The 24,983-nt window shown below is 66.2% G+C and carries 18 protein-coding genes; 6 read left to right on the top strand and 12 right to left on the bottom strand.

Annotation, left to right across the window (positions count from 1 at the left end; genetic code table 11):
- The first annotated feature begins 155 nt into the window (after positions 1-155).
- Positions 156-3,083: a ligand-binding sensor domain-containing diguanylate cyclase gene (locus QZ546_RS07670; RefSeq protein ID WP_294235999.1), complete on the top strand. Its 2,928-nt coding sequence runs from the start codon at positions 156-158 to the stop codon at positions 3,081-3,083.
- A 75-nt stretch (positions 3,084-3,158) separates the two neighbouring features.
- A complete protein-coding gene (locus QZ546_RS07665; RefSeq protein ID WP_294235998.1) occupies positions 3,159-3,356 on the top strand; it encodes a DUF5818 domain-containing protein in 198 nt (65 codons plus the stop codon).
- A 10-nt stretch (positions 3,357-3,366) separates the two neighbouring features.
- Here QZ546_RS07665 and QZ546_RS07660 read toward each other — a convergent pair whose 3' ends face one another.
- Both QZ546_RS07660 and QZ546_RS07655 read right to left on the bottom strand, forming a co-directional pair.
- Positions 3,367-4,305, bottom strand: a complete 939-nt coding sequence (locus tag QZ546_RS07660; protein ID WP_294235997.1) for a DUF808 domain-containing protein — start codon at positions 4,303-4,305, stop codon at positions 3,367-3,369.
- A gap of 79 nt (positions 4,306-4,384) precedes the next feature.
- On the bottom strand, positions 4,385-5,257 hold the full coding sequence (locus tag QZ546_RS07655; protein WP_294235996.1) for a LysR family transcriptional regulator: 873 nt from the start codon (positions 5,255-5,257) through the stop codon (positions 4,385-4,387).
- Between the two features lie 98 nt (positions 5,258-5,355).
- Between QZ546_RS07655 and QZ546_RS07650 the strand changes: the two genes are divergently transcribed.
- From QZ546_RS07650 to QZ546_RS07635, 4 genes are read left to right on the top strand one after another with little or no spacing between them, the layout of a single operon-like run.
- Positions 5,356-7,443 (top strand): malate synthase G, encoded by a 2,088-nt coding sequence (locus tag QZ546_RS07650; protein WP_294235995.1) that lies wholly within the window; start codon positions 5,356-5,358, stop codon positions 7,441-7,443.
- A complete protein-coding gene (locus tag QZ546_RS07645; RefSeq protein ID WP_294235994.1) occupies positions 7,443-8,012 on the top strand; it encodes a gamma carbonic anhydrase family protein in 570 nt (189 codons plus the stop codon). The genes QZ546_RS07650 and QZ546_RS07645 overlap by 1 nt, the downstream gene beginning before the upstream one ends.
- A 9-nt stretch (positions 8,013-8,021) precedes the next feature.
- The gene (locus QZ546_RS07640; protein ID WP_294235993.1) at positions 8,022-8,732 is read left to right on the top strand and encodes a response regulator transcription factor; all 711 of its coding nucleotides are present in this window, start codon (positions 8,022-8,024) and stop codon (positions 8,730-8,732) included.
- The gene (locus tag QZ546_RS07635) at positions 8,729-10,057 is read left to right on the top strand and encodes an ATP-binding protein (RefSeq protein ID WP_294235992.1); all 1,329 of its coding nucleotides are present in this window, start codon (positions 8,729-8,731) and stop codon (positions 10,055-10,057) included. The genes QZ546_RS07640 and QZ546_RS07635 overlap by 4 nt, the downstream gene beginning before the upstream one ends.
- Positions 10,058-10,406: 349 nt before the next feature.
- Here QZ546_RS07635 and QZ546_RS07630 read toward each other — a convergent pair whose 3' ends face one another.
- From QZ546_RS07630 to QZ546_RS07585, 10 genes are all read right to left on the bottom strand, one after another.
- Entirely contained in the window at positions 10,407-13,532 is a 3,126-nt protein-coding gene (locus tag QZ546_RS07630) for a PAS domain-containing protein (RefSeq protein WP_294235991.1), read from the bottom strand.
- A gap of 75 nt (positions 13,533-13,607) precedes the next feature.
- A complete protein-coding gene (locus QZ546_RS07625) occupies positions 13,608-14,234 on the bottom strand; it encodes a TIGR02281 family clan AA aspartic protease (RefSeq protein WP_294235990.1) in 627 nt (208 codons plus the stop codon).
- A gap of 92 nt (positions 14,235-14,326) precedes the next feature.
- Positions 14,327-14,515 carry a hypothetical protein gene (locus QZ546_RS07620; RefSeq protein ID WP_294235989.1) on the bottom strand — a complete coding sequence of 63 codons (189 nt, stop codon included), beginning with the start codon at positions 14,513-14,515 and terminating at the stop codon, positions 14,327-14,329.
- A 94-nt stretch (positions 14,516-14,609) separates the two neighbouring features.
- Positions 14,610-15,197, bottom strand: a complete 588-nt coding sequence (locus QZ546_RS07615) for a DNA-3-methyladenine glycosylase (protein WP_294235988.1) — start codon at positions 15,195-15,197, stop codon at positions 14,610-14,612.
- Positions 15,198-15,206: 9 nt separating this feature from the next.
- Entirely contained in the window at positions 15,207-17,606 is a 2,400-nt protein-coding gene (gene treY / locus QZ546_RS07610; RefSeq protein WP_294235987.1) for a malto-oligosyltrehalose synthase, read from the bottom strand.
- Positions 17,607-17,632: 26 nt separating this feature from the next.
- On the bottom strand, positions 17,633-19,534 hold the full coding sequence (gene malQ / locus QZ546_RS07605) for a 4-alpha-glucanotransferase (RefSeq protein WP_294235986.1): 1,902 nt from the start codon (positions 19,532-19,534) through the stop codon (positions 17,633-17,635).
- A complete protein-coding gene (treZ, locus tag QZ546_RS07600; protein ID WP_294235985.1) occupies positions 19,531-21,225 on the bottom strand; it encodes a malto-oligosyltrehalose trehalohydrolase in 1,695 nt (564 codons plus the stop codon). Before treZ ends, malQ begins: the two co-directional genes overlap by 4 nt.
- A complete protein-coding gene (gene glgX / locus QZ546_RS07595; RefSeq protein WP_294235984.1) occupies positions 21,222-23,324 on the bottom strand; it encodes a glycogen debranching protein GlgX in 2,103 nt (700 codons plus the stop codon). Before glgX ends, treZ begins: the two co-directional genes overlap by 4 nt.
- An 85-nt stretch (positions 23,325-23,409) precedes the next feature.
- Positions 23,410-23,706 carry a DUF2934 domain-containing protein gene (locus tag QZ546_RS07590; RefSeq protein WP_294235983.1) on the bottom strand — a complete coding sequence of 99 codons (297 nt, stop codon included), beginning with the start codon at positions 23,704-23,706 and terminating at the stop codon, positions 23,410-23,412.
- A 90-nt stretch (positions 23,707-23,796) separates the two neighbouring features.
- The gene (locus tag QZ546_RS07585; RefSeq protein WP_294235982.1) at positions 23,797-24,930 is read right to left on the bottom strand and encodes a Gfo/Idh/MocA family oxidoreductase; all 1,134 of its coding nucleotides are present in this window, start codon (positions 24,928-24,930) and stop codon (positions 23,797-23,799) included.
- Positions 24,931-24,983: the final 53 nt, after the last annotated feature.

Below are 24,983 nucleotides of genomic sequence, written 5' to 3'. Positions count from 1 at the left end.
ACATCCTTTTAGATTGTCGGCCGTAGATATCGGCGCGGGATATCGGCTTGAGACAATTTCGATCCTTGGGCGCCGCGGCCCTCCTGCTTCTCCTGTCCATCCTGCCCGCTGGGGTCAGGGCAGAGCGAAGCGATCCATGGGCGGCATGGCAATGGGTGACCTTCTCCGGTCTGGGGGACACGCTGGGGCTTCCGCACGTCACGACCACCGCGATGGCGTGCGCCAAGGACGGCACCATGTGGATCGGGACGCGCGGTGGCTTGACCCGCTATGACGGCCAGCGGGTGCGGAATTTCAAGCAGAGATTGTCCGACGCCAATTCGCTGCCCGACAATTATGTCCGGTCGCTGCTGGCCTTGCCCGATGGTGGCCTGCTGATCGGGACCAATGTCGGCGGGCTGGCGCGCTACGAACCGAAGACGGGGAGATTCCTGCGCTTGAAGAGCGACGGACATCGTATCGGATCGCGCATTTTCGGCTTCACGCCCGATGGCGCGGGCGGTGCCTATATCGCGACGGACGCGGGCGTTCACCACTATATCGCCGCGACCGACCGGGTCGCTTCGATGGCGGCGCAGGCGTTGCGCGATGCGGACGGCCATAATCAGGTCGTGTTTTCCGTGCGCTACGATGCCGACGGTACGCTTTGGGCCGGAGCCGACCAGGGCCTCTGGGTCCGCCGTCCCGGCCAGAATCGGTTCGAGCCGGTACGTTTCGCACGCGATGGCGGAGTCCACGACGTCTGGGCGATCCTGCGCGATCGACGCGGCCGATTATGGGTGGGGACGGGGTCGGACGGGATCTACATGGCGACCGAGCGGGGCGACCGGCCGCGCTTTACGCAATTGCCGGCGCTCGCAGGCGCCTCGCCATTGGTCGGCCACCGGACGATCCGCTCGATGCTGGAGGATGGCCATGGTCGCCTGTGGTTCGCAACGGACGGCATGGGAATCGTCCTGGTCGACCCGGCGCGCAACTTCGCCGCCATGTCGGTCCGGCGCCTTGCGGCCAACCCGCTCTCGCTGCCCGGTGATACGGTCCGCTCGCTGGCGCTGGACGGTTCGGGCGGCATCTGGGCCGCGACCGAGATGGGCGCGGCCCGAACGCTGGGGCCGGGCGGCGGCGTGTTGCGCATCGGCTCCGCCATGCCGAACCCGCACATGTCGCTGTCGGACGACAATGTTCGCGGGATCCTGGTCGATCGGCGCGGGCTGATCTGGCTGGGCATGAGCAACGGCACCCTGGACGTCCTGGATCGCCCACACGGCGAGGTGCGCCGTGTGACGCTGCGGGATCGGCATGTCGGCCAGGATATCAAGGCGCTGCTGGATGCCGCCGACGGTTCGATCCTGATCGGCGCGCGCGGCGTGCTGGCCATCAATCCTGTGACCTTGGAGCAACACACCATCGACGTGCCGGGCCTGGGCGACCTGCCGGTCATCTCGCTGGCCGAAACCCCGGATTCCCTGTTGATCGGGACCTATAAGGGCCTGTTCGTTCGTCGAAAGGCGGATGGCCGCGTCTGGCATTTCCAGCATGACGACGCAGACGGGCAAAGCCTGCCCAATAACGAGGTCATCAACATCATCGTGCGCTCGCCGACATCGGCGCTGATCGGCTCCCCCGCAGGGGTGGCCAAGTTCGATCTTCGGACCGGCCGCTTCACGACCTTTTCCAGCCGGTCGGCGGGATCGGCCAAGCTGCCCCAGGACTATGCCGGCTCGATCGTCCCGGACGGACCGGACATCTGGGTCGGAACCTATGGCGGCGTCGCTTTCGGGCGGGCGGCGCCGGGCGGCTGGCGCTTCCAGGCGATCACCGAGGCGGACGGCCTGGCGGGCGACAATGTCGCGGCGCTGATGATGGATGGCCGGCGGCGGATCTGGGCGGCGAGCGCAGGCGGTATCTCCGTCATAGACTGTTCCGGACGCCAGGTTCGCACGATGAGCCAGCGCGACGGGCTGAGCATGAATGCGTTCAACCAGTTGGCGGCGGCTCGCCTGCCCGACGGCTCGCTGCTGTTCGGATCGCCCGATGGCCTCATGGTTCTGCAACCCGACCTGCTGCTGGGCCGCGCCGCTCATGGCAGGCAGGTGCAGTTGATCGTCAGCGCGGCGGATATCGACGGTCATGCGCTGCCCATCGACCCGACGGCGCCGCTCCTCTCTCTCGAACGCGATGGCCAGACGTTGCGGGTCGACTTTGCGCTGACCGATTATAATGCGCCCGAGGACATTCGCTATGGCTACCGCCTGGACGGGTTCGATCGGAACTGGATGACGGTCCCGGCCGGGACACCCGCGAGTGCCACCTATACGAACCTGCCCGTCGGCAGCTACTGGCTCGATCTGCGCGCGGACATACCGGGCCTGGCGTCGCGCACGATCACCCGCCGCATCCGCATCACGGTCGAGCCGCAATGGTATGAGACCTGGCCCGCGCGCATCGCGATGGTGCTTGTGGTCATGCTCGCGCTGGCTGGTCTGGTCTGGCTGGTGACCACCGTCATGCGTCGTCGGGCGCGGATGCTGGAGACGATGGTGGCCGAACGAACGCAGGAATTGCGTGCCGCGAACGCGCAGCTCGACCGGCTGGCCAGCACCGATCCCCTGACGGGCCTCGCCAATCGCCGCACACTGATGAACGAGGTCGAGGCCCTGCGGGAGCGGGCGATCGCGGAGGAGGAACGCTTCGCCTTCGCGCTGCTGGACGTCGATCACTTCAAGCGGATCAACGATCGTTTCGGTCATAGCACGGGTGACGAAGTGCTGGTCCAGCTCTCGGCCCGGCTTCAGCAGGGGGTCCGCGTCGGCGACACACTCGCCCGCTATGGTGGCGAGGAAATCGCGATCCTGCTGCCTGGCACGACGCTGGAGAACGCCATGGCGATCGTCGACCGGCTACGCCACGATGTCGCGTCGAGCCCCTTCAGGGTGGGCGACCGGATCGTCCCGGTGACGTTCAGCGGCGGCGTGGCCGAGTGGCAGCCGGGCGAGGATGTCGGGGCGATGATCCGTCGGGCCGACAGCGCGCTATACCACGCCAAACGCAACGGAAGAGACCAGGTCGCTCAGGCGGCCTGACCGCGCCCCGGGGAACCGGCCCCTCGGCGCGGTGTTGGCCCAGACAGGCGCTGCGCATTATCTGGGGAAACAGACATGACGTCCGATATCATCGCCCGGAGCGGCAGGTTGATCCGGCAGGGCGGCGCGTTCCTGCTTCAGGGCGATGACGGTACGCCCCTGGAATTGCGGCTGATGCGGGTACCTGTTGACCATGTCGGAAAATCGGTGACAGTCACCGGGCGGATGCTCGCCCCCGGATTGATGGAGGTCGACGGGGTACGCGGCAGCTGAGCAGCGCGGATCAGTGCGCGGCGCCGCGTCGGGGCAGCAGATGCAGCACCCCGACGATCACCGCCCCGACGGCCAGCCCGACGATCGCGGCACCGATGGCACTGACGAGCCAGGCCACGGCACCCCCCGCGACCGGCATGGCTTCCCCCGCATGATGCGCCGCGTCGTGGATCCAGTGGGGCAGCGGGGTCAGGCCGAACTCCTCCAGCCCGTGCACGATGATCCCGCCACCGACCCAGATCATCGCGGCGGTCCCGACGACGGCCAGAACCTGCAGGACGAGCGGCATGGCCTTCACCAGCCCGCGCCCGATCGCCTGTGCGGCCGCGCCCTCGCGACGGGCGAGATGCAGGCCGATATCGTCCATCTTCACGATCGCCGCGACCACCCCGTAAACGCCGACGGTGATCGCGATACCGACCAGCGCCAGCGCGATCGCCTGGGTCACGATCGACAAATCGGGCAGTTCCGACAGCGCGATCGCCATGATCTCGGCCGACAGGATCAGGTCGGTGCGGATCGCACCGGACACTTGGGCATCCTCCAGGGTCTTCGGATCGGTGGGGGCCACCTCATGCGCCGTTTCATGCCCGCCGGTCAGCGTCTCCAGGATCTTCTCGCTTGCCTCGAAGCACAAGAACGCGCCGCCCGCCATCAGGATGGGAGTGATCGCCCAGGGCGCAAAGGCGCTCAGCAGCAGGGCGGCGGGAAGCAGGAAGATCAGCTTGTTGCGAAGCGATCCGAGCGCGATCTTGCCGATGATGGGCAATTCGCGCTGTGGCGCCAGGCCGACGACATAGCGCGGGGTGACCGCCGTGTCGTCGATGACGACGCCTGCGGCCTTGGCCCCCGCACGGGCGGACGCGCCCGCGACATCGTCGAGCGATGCCGCCGCCAGCTTGGCGATCGCCGCCACGTCGTCCAGCAATGCAACCAGACCCCCTGCCATCCCAACCTGCTCCCGTGAATTGCGTGGCCCCGTGCCTAGAGCGTGCGTGACGGCGATGCACGGGAAAATGACGGGTATGTCATCTCATCCAGTCTGCACCGCGCCATTGGTCACGCAAATGGGCGAGCAGGGCCGGCACCGCCGCCGGCGCGCCCAGGGGAGCGTGCAGGGCCCAGATACCGACCGCCACCGATCCCTCCAGGCGCGGCAACACCCGGACGAGGCGTCCGTCGGCCAGTGCGTCCGCCACATCCCATAGCGAGCGCAAGGCGATCCCGCCGCCGGCCAGGGCCAACTCGCGGACCACCTCGCTGCTATGCGTCTCGACATGGCTTTGCCCGGCGATCGTCGCGCCGGTCAGCCGCCAGGGCAACTGGCCCTGCGCAGCGAGCAGTCGGTGGTGGCGCAGCTCGGCGATCGTCTCCGGCATTCCCGAACGGACGATATAGGCGGGGCTGGCGCAAAGAATGCGGCGATTGTCGGCCAGTCGTTCCGCACTCAGCCCCGAGGGCGGAGTGGCGGTGATCCGGATGGCCAGGTCGATACCACCGCTCGTCAGATCGACGAAATCATCGGCCAGCTCGACCTTCAGCCGGATCGCCGGATAGCGTTCGAGAAAGGCGGGCAGATAGGGCGCGATCCACAGGCGGCCAAAGGAGGTCGGCGCGCTTAGCGACAGGGGGCCGGCGGGTTCCGACGCCGTCTTAGCCATCCGCGCTTCCGCCGCGCGAAGTCCGGCGACGAGCGGTGCGACCTCGGCATGAAAGGCCGCACCGGCGGCCGTGGGTGCCAGGCGTCGGGTGGTCCGGTGCAGCAACCGAATGCTAAGCCGTGTCTCCAGCCGTGCCATTCGCTTGGACACCATCGCCGGTGACAGGCGCCAGACCCGGGCAGCGCCCGCCAGGCTGCCTTCGCGGACCACGTCGACGAACAGCGCGATGTCCGGGTCCATTCGTTCCTCCAGCGATCGACAGACCTTAGATTATGCCATCTATGCGATGGTCTGGCGATGCCCTATTCTTGCGCCCACAACGCCTTGGGAGAGACGCCATGATTGAACGCCACGGCCTGTCCGTCGCGCCTGCGCTGGTCCGTTTTCTGGAAGAGCGGGCGTTGCCCGGCAGCGGCGTCGACAGGGATCGCTTCTGGGCCGGAATGGCGGACATCTTCCACCGCTTCGCCCCGGAAAACGCAGGCCTGCTTGCACGGCGAGACGCGCTGCAGGCGCGGATCGACGCCTGGTATCGCGAGGGCGGTTCGTCCGATGGGGCGGCCCAGCGTCGTTTCCTGGCCGAGATCGGCTATCTGCTGCCCGAACCCGCGCCCTTCACGATCGCGCCAGGGCATGTGGATGAGGAGGTGTGCGAGCGGGCGGGGCCGCAGCTGGTCGTCCCCATGCTCAACGCCCGCTTCCTGCTGAACGCGGCCAATGCGCGCTGGGGCAGTCTTTATGACGCGCTGTACGGGACCGATGCCATCGGGTCGCTGCCCGACGGATCCGGTTACGATCCCCAGAGAGGGGCCCTCGTGATCGCCTGGGCGCGCGATTTCCTGGACCAGACGCTGCCGATCACGGGCGGCTGGAACGCCGTTCGGGACCTGGCCGACGCGGTCCGTCGCCTGGACGATCCCAGCCTGTTTCGCGGGCGGAGCGAGAAGGGCTGGCTGTTCCGGCACCACGGCCTGCATATCGAGATCATCGTCGATTCGGCCCACCCGATCGGCCGGGACGACCCCGCCGGGATCGCCGACATCGTGCTGGAGTCCGCGTTGACGACCATCTGCGACCTTGAGGATTCGGTCGCGGCGGTCGATGCCGAGGACAAGGTGGCGGGTTATGCCAATTGGCTGGGCCTGATCGACGGCACCCTGACGGCCGAGATCGAGAAGGGTGGTCGGACGCACACGCGGCGGCTCGCGCCCGACCGTCACTACCGCGCGCTCGACGGTACCGCCTTCACGCTGCCGGGCCGCAGCCTGTTGTTCGTCCGCAACGTCGGCCATCTGATGACGACGCCCGCCATTCGGCTGGCCGATGGCAGCGAGGCACCGGAAGGAATATTGGATGCCATCGTCACCAGCCTGATCGCGATGTGCGGCGGCAATGGTCGCACCGGCTCGATCTATATCGTCAAACCGAAGATGCATGGGCCGGAGGAGGCGGGCTTTGCCGATCGCCTGTTCGACGCGGTTGAGGATATGCTCGGGCTTGACCGGCATCGCATCAAGATCGGGGTGATGGACGAGGAACGCCGGACCTCGGCCAATCTCGCCGCTTGTATCTATGCAGTGAAGGACCGGATCGTCTTCATCAATACCGGCTTCTTGGACCGCACGGGTGACGAGATCCACACCGCGATGGAGGCCGGGCCGATGGTTCGCAAGGTCAACGTGAAGCAATGCGCCTGGATCGCGGCTTATGAGGATCGCAACGTCCAGATCGGACTGGCCTGCGGCTTTGCGGGCCGCGCGCAGATCGGCAAGGGCATGTGGGCCGCGCCCGACCGGATGGCCGACATGCTCGCGCAAAAGGGCGGCCATCCGCAATCCGGGGCTTCGACAGCCTGGGTGCCGTCGCCCACCGCCGCGACGCTCCATGCGACGCATTACCACCGGATCGACGTCGCCGCGCGCCAGGCCGCGCGCGCCGCGGAGCCGGTGGCGGCACTGGAGGCGTTGCTGACGCCGCCCGTCGCGACCGATCCCCATTGGACGGAGGGCGAGATCGGCGCGGAACTGGACAATAATGCCCAAGGGCTGCTGGGCTATGTCGTGCGCTGGATCGACCAGGGCGTCGGCTGTTCCAAGGTGCCGGACCTGCACGATATCGGCCTGATGGAGGATCGTGCGACCCTGCGCATCTCGTCGCAGCATATCGCGAACTGGCTGCATCACGGGATCGTGACCGCCGAGCAGGTCGAGGCCAGCCTGGCGCGCATGGCGGCGAAGGTCGATGCGCAGAATGCGGGCGACCCCGCCTATCGGGCGATGACCGCCGATCCCGACAGCCTGGCGATGCGGGCTGCCCGCGCGCTGATTTTCGAAGGCCGGGCACAGCCCAATGGCTATACCGAGCCGTTGCTGCACCGCTATCGCCAGATGGCCAAGCAGCCGCTGGATCAGCTGGAGACTGCCTGATGCCCCTTTACGCGCTAAAGGACTGCTGTCCCGTCGTGCCCGCGAGCGCCTGGATCGCGCCTTCGGCCGACGTCATCGGCGAAGCGATATTGGGGGAGGGCGTCGGCATCTGGTTCGGGGCGGTCCTCCGCGCGGATAACGGTGCGATCACGCTCGGCGAGCGGACCAATGTTCAGGATGGCGCGGTGCTTCATTCCGATCCGGGCAGCCCGCTGGTCGTGGGCGCGGACTGTACCATCGGGCACCGCGCTATCCTGCACGGATGCACGATCGGGGACGGCTGCCTGATCGGCATGGGCGCGACCATACTCAACGATGCGCAGATCGGCGCGGGATCGCTGGTGGGTGCGGGCGCTCTCGTGACCGAGGGCAAGGTCTTCGAACCCGGCAGCCTGATCGTCGGCGCGCCCGCCCGCGCCATCCGCCAACTGGCGCCGGGCGAGGTCGAGCGGTTGCGCGGATCGGCGACCGGCTATGCGGCGCGCGCCGAACTCTATGCCGCTCATTTGCAGCGACTTGGCCCGGATAAGGCCGGACGGCACGTTGACGCGGGCAGCGCGCGTGCCTAGCCAAGCGGGGTGACTCCGCCCACCATCCTGATCGTCGAGGACGATCCCGCCCTTCGCACCCTGACCGCCCGTGCGTTGCAGGAAAACGGCTTCGCCGTGAAGCTGGCCAATGCCGCGCCGGAGATGTGGCAGGCGCTGGAGGTCGGCCAGATCGACCTGATCCTCCTCGACATCATGCTGCCGGGGACCAGCGGCATCGACCTGTGCCGCCAGGTCCGCCAGAAGAGCGCGGTCCCGATCATCTTCATCAGCGCAAAGGGCAGCGAGGTCGACCGCGTGGTCGGACTGGAACTGGGCGCCGACGATTATCTCGCCAAGCCCTTCGGCACGCGCGAGCTGGTCGCGCGCATCCGGGCGGTACTGCGCCGCGGCGGGCTGGAGAAGGCGCCGGGCGAGCGCGAGGCGGGTATATTGGGTTTCGAAGGCTGGACCGCCAATCTGCCGCGCCGCGAGCTGATGTCGCCCTCCGGCGCGCAGGTCGAGCTGACCGGGGCCGAGTTCGACCTGCTCGTCGCGTTTCTGGACAATGCGCAGCGGGTCGTGGCGCGCGAGCGGCTGATCGAGCTGTCGCGCGCCCGGATCGGCGACAGTTCGGATCGCAGCATCGACGTGCTAGTCAGTCGCCTTCGTCGCAAGCTGTCGGGTGCTGGCGGAGCGGCGCCGATCGTGACGGTACGCGGAGTCGGTTACATGCTGAACGTGCCGGTGGAGCGACGGTGATCCGCCCCTCGGTCGGCCTGCTTGGCCGGATCGTCGCGATCCTGCTGCTGGCGGTGACGATCGAGTTCGCGGTATCGACCTATCTTTACGAGCGGGCCAGCCATGTCTCGGTTCGCGATGACGAGGCCCGTCGCCTTGCCGAGCATCTGATCGTCGCACGGCGCGTCCTGAACGAACGCCCGGCGGCCGAGCGGCGTGAGGTGGCGGAGGAGTTGACCACCGACCGCTACATCGTCGGCTGGTCGACCGAAACGCCGCCCAGGCCGACCATCGCCCCGGCGATGGACAGTATGCGGCGGCAGATCGTCGATTGGGAACCGTCGCTTGCCGCCACGGACATCCATCTGCGCCTGACCTCGCCGGGGCGGACCTCGGTCGTCTCCGGCGATCTGCGGCTTGACGACGGTACGCTCCTCAGCTTCCGAATGCGGGAGGGGGTTCGCACGCTGGACCTGGCGTTCGGGCGGGTCCTGCTGGCGCTGATCCCGGCGATCGCCTTGATGCTGCTCAGCGGCGTCTTGATCGGGCGTATCCTGCAACCGCTGCGGATGCTCGCGCGCGCGGCGGACAAGCTGGGGCGGGGGGCAGGCGGGCAGGGCGCGCCGCTGATCGTGCCCGAGCGGGGGCCTGGCGAAGTCCGCCATGTCACCCGCGCCTTCAACCGGATGCAGGCGCGGATCGGGCGGCTTATCGACGAGCGGACGCGTGCGCTGGCGGCGGTGGGCCATGACCTGCGCACGCCGCTCGCCCGCCTCCGGCTACGTGCCGACGCGATCCGTGACGACGAGGTGCGCGAGGCGATCGGCACGGATATCGAGGAGATGGAGGCCATGGTCTCCTCGCTCCTCGCCTTTCTGGGGGGAGAGGGGGATGTCGAGCAGCCCGAATTGACCGACCTGGCCATTCTCTGCGCCAATCTGGCCGATGATGCGGCGGATCATGGGCGCGACGTTCATTATGTCGGCCCCGATCATTTCGACTGTCGCCTGCGCCGTTTCGGCATGAAGCGGGCGCTGACCAACCTGGTCGAGAATGCGCTGCATTATGGCGAACGGGCGACGATTACCCTGCACGCGGATCCCGGCCAGGATGTCCGCATCCGGGTGGAGGATGACGGCCCCGGGATCCCACCGGAGTCGCTGGAGCTGGTGCTGGAGCCCTTTGTCCGCCTGGACACCGCACGGCGGCGCGACACGGTCGGTTTCGGCCTGGGGCTGTCGATCGTCGCGCGGGTGGTCGCGGCCGAGGGGGGCGAGCTGACCCTGGCCAATCGGCCGGCAGGCGGATTATGCGCCGAAATCCGCCTTCCGCACTGCCGGACATGATTTGTCACGGTTTCGCTGCACGACAGCAAAATTCAAAGCGTATTACCTTTTAGCAGAGGCTGGCGCCGTCACTCCATGAGTGGTTCGAGTCCGTCTCTCCGATTTTCCGTCCGCCTTTGATGGCGGACCTATCATTCGGGAGGTAACCGATGACGATGGAGTTCGATTTGACCGCACTGGAATTGCAGGGTGCCCTGCTGGTGCTGGCGGTGATCATCACCTTCGCCGCCATCGAGGGCTGGAAGGCCCGCTAACCCCCAAAAGAGTTCCCGTTTCACGCGTTTCGCAAGGGCTCCCCTGCCGCCCCCCTCCGGCATGAGCCCGACCGGAAAGGGGTAGGCGGCCCGGCTTACGGCCGGGCCGTCTGCTCCATGATCTCCAACCGACCCCGGATCGCCGCAATGAGCTGCGCCGCCGAATAGGGCTTGGTCAGCAGTGCGGCATCCATCTTCGACGCCTCGGCGGCCATGCCACCGTCGCCCGTCGCAAAGACGATCGACAGACCCGGCCGCAACTGCCGCGCCTTGCCCGCCAGTTCCACACCCGATTCGCCGGGCAGGTTGAGATCGGTCACCAGCACGTCGATCTGCGCCGTCTGCAGCGCGGTCATCGCCTCCTCGGCGGTCACCGCATGAACGACGACGAAGCCCGCATCCTGCAGCGTCTCGGCCGTATTGGCGCGGATCAGGTCGTCGTCCTCGACCAGAAGGATCGTGCGGCCGTCATGCAGCGGCTGGGCCGGCGGCTCTTCGGCCGGCTTTTCCTCCCGAACCGATGCCAGCGGCGCATCGCCGGTACCTATGCGCCGCTGGCGCTGGTTGGCGAGCACGTGGCGGAACTTCCGCGCCAACGCCTCGCGGGTATAGGGCTTGGACAACAGCTCAACGCCCTTGTCGAGCCGCCCGCCATGGACGATCGAATTCTCGGTATAGCCAGAGGTGAACAGCACCGCGATATCGGGCAGCCGCTCGCGCGCCTTGCGGGCCAGTTCCGGGCTCTTCAGCGTGCCCGGCATGACCACATCGGTGAACAGCATGTCGATCGGAATGCCGCTTTCGATGACGCTGAGCGCACTCTGCGCATCCACCGCCTTCAATACGCGGTAACCCAGGTCGGACAGCAGCTCGACGACGGTCGCGCGCACTTCGGCATCGTCCTCGACGACCAGAACCGTCTCGGTGCCGCCGGTGATCGGGCCGGTGTCGACCGCGACCTCGACATCCTCGGCCTCCATCGCACGGGGCAGATAGAGCTTGATCGTGGTGCCGTGGCCGATCTCGGAATAGATTTTCACATGGCCGCCCGACTGCTTGACGAAGCCATAGACCATCGACAGCCCCAGGCCCGATCCCTTGCCCTCGCTCTTGGTCGAGAAAAAGGGCTCGAAGACCTTCTGGATGATGTCGTCCGATATGCCGCAGCCCGTGTCGGACACGGCCAGCATGACATATTGGCCCGGCGTGACCTCGTCATGGGTTCGCGCATAGTCGTCGTCGAGATGCGCGTTGCTCAGCTCGATGGTCAGCTTGCCCTGGCCCTCCATCGCATCGCGCGCGTTGATCGCCAGGTTCAGCAGCGCATTCTCGATCTGCGCCGGGTCGATGAAGGTGTTCCAAAGGCCGCCACCGACGATCGTCTCGATCTCCACGCCCTCGCCGATCGCGCGGCGGAGCATGTCGTCCATACCCTGGACGAAGCGGGTGACGTTGACGACCTTGGGCTCCAGCGCCTGCCGCCGTCCGAAGGCGAGCAGTTGCGAGGCCAGTTTCGAGCCGCGAGCGACACCCGCCATCGCATTGGCGACGCGCTGCTCGGCGCGCTCGTTGCCTGCGACATCCTTGCCCAACAGCTGGAGATTGCCCGAGACGACTTGCAGCAGATTGTTGAAGTCGTGCGCGACGCCGCCCGTCAGCTTGCCGATCGTCTCCATCTTCTGCGACTGGGCGAGCTTCATCTCGGCCTGGCGACGCTCGGCGATCTCCTCGATGACGCGGCTTTCCAGCGTCTCGTTCAGCTGGCGGAGCTGGGCCTCGGCGCGCTCGCGGTGATGGACCTGGCGGGCCAGCAGAGCGGCCTGATCGCGCAGCGCCTGCTCGGCCGCGCGCTGTTCAGTGATGTCGGTATGGACACCTACCCATTCGATCAGCTCGCCATCCTCGCCGATGATGGGCAGCGCGCGGATGGCATAGGTCCGCCATACACCGTCATGGTGGCGCACGCGATGTTCGTGGATGAACATACCCTTTGTTGCCACCGCTTCGTTCCAGGCGACGATGGTGCCGGCGGAATCATCGGGATGGACGGCATTCGCCCATCCGAAGCCCTGATATTGCTCGTAGGTCTGGCCGGTAATCGCCGACCAGCCGGGCTGTTCGCCGACCATCCGGCCATCCGCGCTGTTCGTCCAGAGCACGCCATGAACCGCATCCATTGCCGCACGGAACCGGCGATTGCTGCGCGCCAGCGCCTCGCTATGGCGCATCCGTTCGTCCACGTCGAAGACCAGGATATGGAAGCCCACAACCTTGCCGTCATCGCCGTGGCGGGGAATGTACCGGGTCTCGGCCCGACGGCGGCTACCGTCGCGGTGATGCAGATGCACGTCGGCCACCACCGTCTCACCCGTCAAGGCTCGCTCGATCAACGGCTTGCGTTCGGCATAATCCGCCTCGGTCAGGACGTCGCTGATCCGATTGCCGCGCATGCTTTCGGGGTCGATGCCCAGAAATTCGCGGTAATATTCGTTGGCGAAGCGATAGCGTTCCTCGGTATCGACAAAGGCAACCAGCACCGGCAGCGAATCGGTGATGACGCGCAGTTCCGCCTCGCTTTCGGCCAGCCGACGCTCGGCCGCGACCCGACCGGTATTCTCCACGACCGTGCACATCACGCCGCCGACATCGCCGCGCTCCAGATAGACCGGCGTGTAGTAGAGATCGAAAACGACCTCCTCTTCGATCCCGGCGCGCGTGACGATCAGCTTCTGATCCCGATAGGCGATATCCTCGCCTTGGAAACCGCGGCTCAGGATATCGCGGTTCCAGTCCCAGATTTCCGGCCAGATTTCCGGCACCAATCCGCCAAAGGCCGCCGGATGACGCGGACCCGCGATGGCGCGATAGGCGTCGTTGTAGATCATCACATGGTCCGGCCCCCACATCAGGACCTTGGCGATCGGCGAGTGCACGATGTTGGCGACCGTCGTGCGCAGGACGCCCGGCCAGCCGTCGATCGGCCCCAGCGCGGTCTTCGCCCAGTCATGGTGGCGCGCGCGTTCGCCACACTCTCCGCCACCCACCAGCCAGGCGGTCGGATCGGCGCAAGGCTGGTCGTCACGCAGGCGTTCGATCGCGGCGATCAGCATCGCCCGCTCATCGGGAAATTCGCCCGCGTCCACGGCCTGGGCGACATATCGTTCAAGCTGCGGGGGGAGCGACAGCGTTCGCGACTGGGGAGTAGTCATGGCATGACGCATGGGTAAGAGCCCCCCTCAAGTCAATCGGCCATTATAGCGAGCGTGTTGATTTGGGCCGTATTTCCAACATCGCCGTCAGGAAATATCCGTCGACCGCTGCGGATGGTGCGGCTCGAGGATCAGGGTCGAACCCTCCACCCGCCAGCTTTTCAGGCGCGACAGGAAATTCATGCCCAGCACATCGGTATCGCCGAACGCCGGCGAAATGACGACGGGCACATTGTCGGCGCGGATCGTGCCGATCCGTAGCGACTCGATCTGGGCGGTATCGGCGCGGATCATGCCGTTCGCGGTGTTCAGCACGACCGGAAAGACGGGCTTGGTGGGGCGCAGGCCGACCGCGCGTGCGGTGTCGACGGAGAGTGCGGTCAGCGTGGCCCCGGTATCGACCAGCATCCGCCGCGTGACGTCGCCGATGGTGACCCGGACCCAGAAATGACCGTCCGAGGCCATACGGATCCGCACCGTGTCGCCGACGACGCTCTGATCCTCAAGATTGAGCACTTTCATCGCGCGCTGGATATAGGGATCGAACTGCTGACGCTGTTGGAGCAGAACGAACAGCAAGCCACCCAGAAAAACCCAGCTGGCCAAGCTGGCGACGACGCGCAGCACCGGTATCCGCCGGGCAAGCGCCAGGGCGAGCACGATCGCGACCGTGACGATCAGCAGGGGCAACGATCCGCCCAGATCCGACATCATGAAAAAACGATCCTTCCGCGACCCGATATGGGGCGCGCGAAGGATCAAGCCTAGGGGGTCATGTATTTACCACAGCTGACGGTGCAGGCGGATCAGCCCTGATCGGCGACGCCGACTTCATCCGCGCTGAAACGTCGCCCGCCATACCAGCGGCGGAAGCTGCCATCGGGCTGGCGGAAATAGCGGGCACCGTCGTGAAGCACTGGCGCACCCAAGGACCTATAGGCCGCCCAAACTCCATAGACCATGGCGATCACTGCCAGGACCTTGATCCACTCCATCGACTCGCCCTCTTTTTGTTATGAAGATGAGGCTCGTAGGAAATGTGAGGAATATCAAGTAAATTTGATGCTGCGATGCATGATGATTGCCCTGCTATTCATGCTGCGTCGCAATGTGATCGGTCGGAAAAGCACGGCTGAGCCATGGGGAGTCGGCAAGGCCAAAACGACGAAGACGATCTGCGGCCTTGGTAATTCCGATCCTGGTGCCCACCGAAACAGTCTTTGCGGGCAAGGATCGAGACAGAAGGAACGGCGGCTGCGTCAGCGAGGCCCCGTCGAGCGTGCGGTCGATCCCCAAGGCCGAACACACGCGCCCCGGCCCGGCACAGAGTTGCCCCAAGGGTCGGGACGGCCCGCGGCGATCGCGCATGACGTCGACGCCATGTCGCGGCTCGATCGCGCGGATCAGGACCGCACTGCCGGGCGTCCCGCACACGATGTTCAGGCAATGGTGCAAACCATAGATCCGATACACATAGGCATGGCCCACCGGCCCAAACATCGCCCCATTGCGCGCGGTTCGCCCGCCGAAACTGTGCGAGGCTGGATCGGCGGCGTCATAGGCCTCGGTCTCGACGATGATCCCGCCCACGCCGTCGACGGTCAGGTCCACCCCGATCAGGTCGCGTGCGACCCGGTCGACATCCTGTTCGAAGAAGCCGGTCGGCAAAGGCGTCATCGAAGCGGCTCAGCGCTCACCCGTGGCCAGTTCGAACCAGATCGGTTTAGCCCCAAGCAATTCCGACAGTCGCAGCGGACCTTTGCCAACCACGACCGTCGTATCCCGCCAGTCGATCGAACCGTCCGGGCGGATCAATGGCATCAGCCGCAAACCGAACACGCAGGTCAGCACCATGTCCTCGTGGCGACGCTCAAAGGCGATGACCCGGTCCCGGCCATGACCCGAAGCCTCGAGCGGGACGTAAGCGCCCTTCAGGAACAGATCCGGATAGTCCCGCCGCAGCGAGAGCAGTGCCGCGATCAGCGCCTGTTTGGGGCAGGTCGTATCCTCCAGCGCAGATTGCCGCGCCGTATAGTCGACCGGCCGCCGATTATCCGGGTCGACAAGGCTCAGATCCGCGAATTCGGTGCCCTGATAGCAATCGGGAACACCCGGCACGGTGTAGCGAAGCGCGACCTGCGCCAGCGAATTGGCGGAGGCGGCGACCGCGATCCGCTCCAGAAACGCCGCCACGCCGGTGCGGAATGCCGCGCCTTCGGGACCGTCGATCAAGGCACTGGCAAGCGCGTTGCAGCGGCTCTCATAATCCGTATCGGGCGCTTCCCAGGACGAGCGTAGCTTCGCCTCGCGCAGGGCCTTTTCCTGCCATCCGGCTATGCGTTCGGCGAAGTCGGCCTGCTCGCCCCGATCCGGCCACGCCCCGACCAGCGTCTGGACGAGCGCATACCAATCCGCCGGGTCAACGCCCTCGGCCAGTTCGGTGGTCTGCGCCTGCCACGCCTCGACCTGCGCGCGCCATTCGTCCGGCATCGCGCTCAGCACGGCCAGGCGCGCACGGACGTCCTCGCCGCGCTTATGGTCATGGGTCGCGGTCGTCAGCATGGCGCGGGGAAAACGATCGGCCCGTCCCTGCATATGGTCGTGGAAGACCGCGATGGGCATGCTCATCCGCCCCGCGTCGAAGCCGACATCGTTGCGCGATAGCAGGGCGGCATGGCGGTAGAAGGCGGTGTCTTCGACCGCCTTGGCCGCGATGGGGGCTGACAGTTGCTGGAACCGCCGAACCGCCTCCGACAGGCACGCACGGTCGCCTGGACCTTCGCCCGCCAGCCATTCCAGCATCTGATCGACGACAAAATCCTCCCCCGGCGGGATCAGCCGCGCGACGCGGGCCCGCACGTCGCTCCGGATCGCGGCATCGCTGGTCGGGGCTTTGGGGCCGTAGGTCCGATAAACTGGAAACACCCATAACAGGCGCTCTATCGCCCGGCGAAGCATCGGCGTCGTGATAGCCCCCGCCAGCGTCTCGGCCGAGACTGTCAGCGCGGCGAAGGCGGCGACGCATTGGTCGAGTTGCCCTGCGAATTGCCAGGCTAGCAGGTCCTGGCGCGCCTGCAATTCCTCCGGCGCGAAATGGGCGGACCGGCCACTTACTTGCGCCCAGAGGTCGGCCAGCGGCCTCGTCCCCTCGGGCGCGTGGAGCAGCGCGGAGACCTCTTCCATGAAATCATAGCCGCTGGTGCCGTCGACACCCCAATCTTCGCCCATCGGCTCGTCGGCGGCCAGGATCTTCTCGACCACGATATAGGCCCGATTGCCATCCGCACGAGGTAGGGCGTCGAGCCGGGCGCGGAGTTTCCGGCAATAGCCGATCGGGTCCGTCAGCCCGTCGACATGGTCGATCCGGACGCCGTCGATCAGCCCTTGCACATACAACCGGAAATACAGGGCGTGCGTTTCATCGAAGACCAAGTCGTCCTCGACCCGCAGGCCCGCCAGATCGTTGATCGTGAAGAAGCGCCGCCAGTTCAATTCGTCATTCGATACCCGCCAGGACGCCAGCCGATAATGCTGACGGTCGAGCAGATCGGCGAGGGGCGTGGTGTCGGCCGCCGCCTGGTCCTCGTCGCGGACCGGCAGGCAATGCTCGCCATAAGCGACGATCTCCGCCCGTCCGTCGCGGCGTTCGACCGCGATCTGCCCGTCGTCCAGAACCTTGGCCAGCGGGTCGCCCAGTATGGGCAGCACCAGCTTGCGCGACCAGTCGATGTCGAAGAACCGGGCATAGCGGCTCGCCTGTCCATGCATCAGGACGTCGTTCCACCAGCGATTGCCGCCGCCGGCGACGCCCATATGATTGGGAACGATGTCGATGATCACGCCCATGCCCCGCGCGCGGGCGGCCTCGGCCAGCGCACGAAAGCCGTCCTCGCCGCCCAGTTCGGGATTGATCCGCGTCGGATCGATCACGTCATAGCCGTGCATCGACCCCGGCGTCGCCGTCGTGATCGGGGAGGCATAGACATGGCTGATCCCCAGCCGGTCGAGATAGGGAAGCAGCGCTTCGGCCCTGGCGAAGGGGAAGTCCTTGTGGAACTGGAAGCGATAGGTCGCACGTGGCGTCATGGGCGACGTCCTGTTCTGAGAGCCGTTCAACGGGCGTTGAGGGTGGCGATCCGCGCAGCGACGGCGGGGTCGGCCAGGGCATTGGCGAGCGTGTCGGGCAGGCGGCGGCGCCAGTTGGGATGTTCGTCGGTGGTACCGGGCAGATTGGGCTGCTCGTCCAGGCCCAGCAGGTCCTCGACCGGCACGATCGCCAGCGGGCAGGGTGTCTTCGCCACCGCCCGGATCGCCGCATCGACAACGGTAGCCGGTTCCTCCGGCTCACCCCCGTCGTCGCCGATCATGTCCCACAGCGCGCTTTTCTCGTCCGCGCGGTGATCGCGCTCGTCGGGCGAGACCGGCCGGTCAGCGATCCGGGCACGCCAGTCCAGGTCGCGGCCTTGCCACCAGCCCGCGACGGTCGGGATGTCGTGGGTCGCGGTCATCGCGATCGCCTGCGCATCCCAGGCGTCGGCGGGCAGGAAACGGCCCTTATCGTCCCGCTCGAACGGCAGCACCCGCATGCCGAGCATCTCGGCGCGGGCCATGACGTCGCGAAAGCCCGGCGGTACCGTGCCCAGATCCTCGCCGATGACGATGGCCCCGCGCCCGCCATTTGCGCGGTTCGCCTCGATACGCAAAATCCGCAGCATGTCGGCAAAGGGCATCGCCAGATACGCGCCCTGATCGGCGGGCGCCCCTTCCGGTACGACCCACAGGCGGCACAGGCCCAGCGCATGGTCGATCCTTATGCCGCCCGAATGGGCGAAGACGGCGCGAAGCGTTTCGATAAAGGGCCGGAAAGCCTGTCGGCGAAGGGCAAAGGGGGACAGGGCTGTGATGCCCCAATTCTGCCCATCGGGTCCTAGCGGATCGGGCGGCGCGCCGATCGACAGACCGGTCAGCAGCTCGTCGCCCCGGCTCCAGGCGTCCGCGCCGTCGCCTGAAACGCCGATCGCGAGGTCCGCGATCAGGCCGATCGCCATGCCCGCGCTCTTTGCCTGAGCGGCGGCATCGCCCAGCGCGCGATCGGCCTGCCACTGCGCAAAGGCGTAGAAGCGGATGGCGTCGCTGTGTTCGTACGCAAACCGGGCGACCGCATCGCCGTTCGGGTCATGGAACGGCGTGGGCCAATCGCGCCATCCCGCCGCATGGTCGCGCTGGTGGAAATAGGCGTGAAGCGCATCGAACAGCGCCTGTGCCTCCAGCCTTTCGCCACGCGCGCGCCGCCATTCCTCGAAAGCGCTCGTCGCACTATCGTCCATCCGGTCATAGACCAGCCGCAAGTCCTGCAGCCGGTCGGGGGCCGCACCGGTCCAGTCGATCAGGGCAGGAGCGTCCGGCACGGCATCGCCGGCCGGGGCGAGCCAGATATTGCGGAAGATGCGGCTGGACGGCGCGTAGGGGCTGAACCGGCGCGCATCGGCGGGGAAAAGGGCGTGAACCGGGCTGATCGCCAAGGCCGCCGCACCGGCATGGCCCAGGGTCCGCGCCGCCTGGGCGAGGCTGGCAAAGTCGCCATAGGCGCCACCGCCTTCGCGCAACGAGGGTATCTGGACGGCACTGCCCCAGTGGCGCTCGGCCGGGGGAGCAGGGCAGCGTTCTGGCGCGACCGCCAAGGTGCAGCGGCGATCGCCCTGTTCCAGCGTGTGATAACCCCATTCCGCCAGAGCGGGCAGGCAAAGGCTCCCATCCGGTGCGGCCTCGATGACGACGGAGACGATCCTGCCATTTTCCAGCGTCAACAGGGCCGCCCCTGTCTGCCAGGACGAGGGGAGCGCGACGGCCTCGCCCCGATCGGCGGATACGAATGAGGGCTCGACCGCGTCCGCGTCCAGATGCGTCAGGATCGCCGCCAGGGCTTCGTCGGATACGATCTGGTCCCGCCCATTGGCGTCCTGCCACGCGCGCGAAAGGCCGGCGGCCTCGGCTCGGGCGTGGAGGTCGCTCATGTCGCGATCCAGGAAGCGAACCGGTCCCCGTCCCGATACAGGGCCATTCCGGGCTCCTCCGCGATCGGCGCGGGCGTGTCGCCAAGGTCGATCACGATGGTCAGCCTCGCTCCGTCGGCCATCCGCCAGCGCGCCTTAACCCGCGCCTCGCCGATCGCCTCGGCTGTCAGCCCAACGGTCCCCTTGAGCCGGGGGACGATATGCGCGTGACGCAGCGCCAGCAATTCGCCGTATAGCGCTCGCCAGGCGCCCGCGTCCGGCCCCGGTCGGGGCACGGATGCCTCGAAGCTGCTCTTCGCATTGGGATCGGGGATGCGGGCGCGTGCCTCCTCATCGGCAAAGGCTTCGAACTTGGCGAATTCCTTGCGGCGTCCCTCACGCACCGCATCGGCCAGTTCGTCATGGAAGTCGGTGAAGAACAGGAACGGGCTCTCGCTGCCTTCATGCTCGCCCATGAACAGCAGGGGGATCTGGGGACACAGCAGCAGCAGGGCGGTGGCCGCACGCAACCGGTCGCGGTCGGTAAGCTGGATCAGCCGCTCACCCATGGCGCGATTGCCGACCTGATCGTGGTTCTGAAGAAAGGCAACGAACGCCGTGCTGGGCAAGTTGCCGGACGGCTTGCCGCGCGCTTTGCCGTCATGGTTGGGCGAGCCCTCACCCTGATAAATGAACCCTTCCTTCAGACACCGGGCGAGGCGTTCGGCCGGGTGGTCGGCGAAGTCGCCATAATAGGCGCTGGTCTCGCCGGTCAGCAGGACGTGCAGGACATTGTGGAAATCGTCGTTCCACTGCGCGTCGTAGGAACCGGCCCGCAGGCGATCGGCGTCGTTCTTTTCGTTCTCCAGGACCAGATGGACATGCCGTTCGGGCAGCGCGGCGCGGATTTCCTCCGCCATCCGGTCGAGAAAGCGGTCATTGGCGATGGCATGGACCGCATCGAAGCGCAGCCCGTCGAAGCGATAGTCCCGCAGCCACATCAGCGCATTGTCGACGAAGAAGCGGTGCACCGGATCGGCATCGACCGCCACCGCGCCGCCCCAGGGCGTGTCGACCTCCTGATGGAAGAAGTCGCTTGCATAGGCGTTGAGATAATTCCCGTCCGGTCCGAAGTGATTATAGACCACGTCGAGGAAAACCGACACGCCCAGCCCATGGGCGGTGTCGATCAGCGTCTTCAATTCGGCGGGCGATCCATAGGGTTCGGCAACCGCATAGGGCAGGACGCCATCATAGCCCCAGTTGCGTGTCCCGCCGAATGCGTTGATCGGCATCAGTTCGATCGCCGTGATGCCGGAGGCGGCGATGGCGGGCAGGCGTTCGCGAATACCGTCGAACCCGTCCAGCACACCGGCATGGACCTCCAGCAACACCATCTCCTCCCATGGCCGCCCGCGCCATTCGGTCGCGCTCCAGGCGAAGGCGGGGTCGAGCACGACGCTCCAGCCATGGACGCCGCCCGACTGGAGGCGGGAGGCCGGGTCCGGAACCGCCAGGTCGGCATCCAGCCGGAACCGATACCGCGTGCCCGCCGGGGCGGGGGCTGCGGCGGTAAACCAGCCGTCCGCGTCTCGGTCCATGGCGACCGACGGGGCACCGTCGATCTCCAGCTCAACCGAATCCCGCTCCGGTGCCCAGAGGCGGAAGCGGGTGTCTTCGCCGTCGCGCAGTTCGGGGCCCCAATGCGTCATGGCTCGATCGCGTCCTGCCAGGTGATCAGCACCGCGCTTTGCGGCCCGACCTCATAGCTGTCGTCGATCTGGATCTCGCCCTGTTCGGGCTTTGCGCTGTCGATCAACACGGTCCGCGCGGCATGGGGTGGGGGCAGGGTGAAGGTGATCGGGTCCGCCGACGCGTTGAGCAGCAACGATACCGCCTCGACCCGGCCGTCGTCCGTTACTGTAGCGCGACGCATCATCAGCGCGCGGCCCTCCGGATTGTCCCAATCCTCCGGGCTCAGCTGGTGCCCGCGCTCGTCCCACCATTCGATGTCGTTGATGCCATGCCCCGGCGTATCCTGGCCATAGAGGAAATGCGGTGAGCGCAAGACGACATAGCGCCGCCGCAGCTCCGCCAGACGGGCGGTAAAGGCGATCATCGCCTCGCCCTCCTCCGAGCCGGCAGCCTTCCAGTCGAGCCAGCTGATCTCGTTATCCTGGCAATAGGCGTTGTTGTTGCCCTGCTGGGTCCGGCCGAACTCGTCGCCCGCGACGATCATCGGCGTGCCCAGCGAGGCTAGCAGGGTGGTCATCATCGAACGCATCACACGCCCGCGCGCCGCCTTGATCCCCTCGTCATCGGTCGGTCCCTCGGCACCCCAGTTGCGCGAATAATTCTCCGAATGACCGTCGCGATTGTCCTCCTTGTTCGCTTCGTTGTGGCGCTGTTCGTACATGACCGTGTCGGCCAGCGTGAATCCGTCATGCGCCGCCAGCATGTTAAGGCTGGCCCAGGGCCGCCGCGCGCGTCGGTCGAACAAGTCGCCCGAGCCCGACAGACGCGCCGCCAGCTCGCCGCGCTGGCCAGGATCGCCGCGCCAATATTTGCGGACCGTGTCGCGATATTTGTCGTTCCATTCCGAGAAGCCGGGCGGGAAATTCCCAAGCTGATAACCACCCGGCCCGACGTCCCACGGCTCGGTCAACAGCTTGAGGCGCCCGAGAACCGGATCCTGCCGAAGCACGTCGAAAAAGGCCGAACCCGGATCGAACCCGTCTGCCTCGCGCCCCAGGGTCAGGCCCAGGTCGAAGCGGAAGCCGTCGATGCCGAAACTCGTCGCCCAATAGCGCAGCGAGTCCGCCACCATCTGGATCACCCGCGCCTTGGACAGGTTCAGCGTGTTGCCGGTGCCGGTGTCGTTGATCGTGTAGCGCGGCTGATCCTGGACCAGCCGGTAATAGCTGGCATTGTCGAGCCCGCGCCACGACAGGGTCGGGCCTTTCTCCGACCCCTCGCAAGTGTGGTTGTAGACGACGTCCAGGATCACCTCGATCCCGGCCTTGTGCAGCTTGTGCACGGCCCGGCGCAGTTCGTCCTGGGTGTCGGTCGCGAAATAGGCCTGTTCGGGCGCGAAGAAGCCCAGGGTGTTGTAGCCCCAGTAATTGCGCAGCCCCTTTTCCTGCAGGAACCGGTCCTGGGTGAAGCTGTGGATCGGGAGCAGCTCGATCGCTGTGACGCCAATCCGCTTCAGATGCTTGATGACCGCCGGATGGCCGAGTCCCGCATAGGTGCCCCGTTCGAGCGGCGGCACCAGCTCCATCAGCTTGGTCAGGCCCTTGACGTGCGCCTCATAGATCACCGTGTCCGACCAGGGCGTATTGGGCTTCACGTCGCGCGACCAGTCGAAATGGTCGTCCACGACCACCGCCTTGGGCATGGCGGGGGCGCTGTCGCGCTTGTCGAAGCTCAGATCCTCCCTCTTGGACCGGATCTGATAGCCATGGAGCGCATCGGTCCACTTGATCTCGCCATGCAGCTTGCGCGCATAGGGGTCGAGCAGCAGCTTGTTGGGATTGAAGCGATGCCCCGCCTCGGGCTCATAGGGTCCGTGCGCGCGGTAGCCATAGAGCAGGCCCGGCCCGACATCGGGCAGATAGCCGTGCCACACCTCGTCGGTGCATTCGGGTAGGGTGTAACGCTTCAGTTCACGCTTGCCCTGAGCGTCGAACAGGCAAAGCTCGATCCGGTCGGCATTCGCCGAAAAGACGGCGAAGTTGACGCCTTCGCCGTCGAAACTGGCGCCCAGCGGATAGGGCGAGCCGGGCAGGATCTGGTCGGGCAAATCGGTCAAAAACTCTCTCCGGCAAAAGTCGATGGACCAACCGATGGATAAATACGGCGATGATGGTGGGGGCCCGCCGCTCCCGAACGAAATGTCAGGCGGGCTTGGGTGCGCGCGGCTTGCGGGTCTTGGGCTTGGCCTCCGTCCCGCCGGTGACTTCGGTCTTTTCGACGGGTGTCGCCTTCTTGCGACGTGCCGCGGTGGACTTGGGCGAGGTGGACTTGGGCGAGGTGGACTTGGGCGCCATGGTTTCCGACGCGGGGTCGGCGTCCGGCGGGATCAGCTCCCGCTCAGCCATTTCCCAATGCTCGCGATCGCGCCCATGCGGCTCTCCCTCCGCCTGCCAGATGCTGTAGGCCCGCGCGCGAAGCTGTTCGTCCTTATTGTCCACCGTCGACTCCCTGCCGTGACATAGATCTGTCATCGCCAGCGTAACGATTGTTAGAGCCAATCCGCTCCCCGAAAATTGCGTTGATGCGAATCAATTGCCGGTGGGCGACTTGGCCTTGACCGGCTCGGGCGCACTGACCGCCGACAGGGTCTGGCGCTGGCTTTCCGGATCAATCCGGCGGGTGCGGGTGAATGGCGGCAGCTCAACGCGCTGGCCGGTTTCCATCGCCTTCACGATCCCCTCGATTACGCGAAGATCGGCCAGCCCTTCCTCGGCATCCGGCTCGGGCTCGCGATCGTTCAGGATGCAGTCCGAGAAATAGCGCATCTCGCCGCCGAAATGATCGGTGTGCTTGAACGTCTCATGGCTCTGCGTATCGCCGATCGTCACGTCATGCTCGATCGCCGACTGAAAGCCATAGGCCGGGCTCATATGGATCGAGCCCTTCATGCCTGCGACCATCAGGCTGTCGACATTGTTCATCACATAGCTGACGGTGAAGCTCGCCAGCTTGTCCCCCGGCATCCGCAGCACGACGGCGAAGGTATCGTCCAGATCGCCCAGCCCGGCGCTGGGCTGGCGGGTCGCCACGGCGCTCTCGACCGCGACCGGCTCGGCCCCGAAGAGGTAACGGATGGCGTTGATAGGATAGGGCGCCATGTCGAACAGCGGCCCAGCTTCCAATCCATGCTTGGCGCGATGATTGTCCGGATCGAGCTTTTGCCCGAAGCACGAGGTGAAGCCGACCAACTCGCCCAGTTCACCGCTGCGGATCCGCTCGATGGCGGCGAGCGTGCCGGGCTCGAAATGCAGGCGATACGCGGTCATCAGCTTGGCGGTCGAGCGCTGCTCGGCCTCCTGGATCGCGCGGGCCTTCTCGCTCGAAATTTCCAGCGGCTTCTCACACAGCACATGGATGCCAGCGTCCAGTGCCGGGATGGCGAACTCGGCGTGACGCCAATTGGGGGTCCCCAAATATATGGCGTCGCAGACATCCGCCTTTAGCAGCGTATCGAATTCGTCATAGGAATAGACATGCTCGACGCCGTATCGCTCCGCGAGCGCGCGCCCTTTTTCGGCGTCCCCGGTGACGATCGCCGTCAACTCGGAATTGCCCGTATGCTTGATGCCCGGCAGCATTGCCGATTGAGTGATGTCGCCTGCGCCGACGACCGCATAGCGAATCTTTTTCGTACCGAAACCGAATGCCGATGTCAGGCTCATGACTATGCTCCCAAATGACGTAACGGGTGCTGCAACGCGTCAATTCAAAGAAG

This window comes from uncultured Sphingomonas sp. (assembly GCF_913062585.1).
In the GTDB taxonomy this organism is placed as follows: Bacteria; Pseudomonadota; Alphaproteobacteria; order Sphingomonadales; family Sphingomonadaceae; genus Sphingomonas.
Note: the sequence above shows the minus strand (reverse complement) of the source record. Positions and strands in the feature narration are given on the sequence as shown.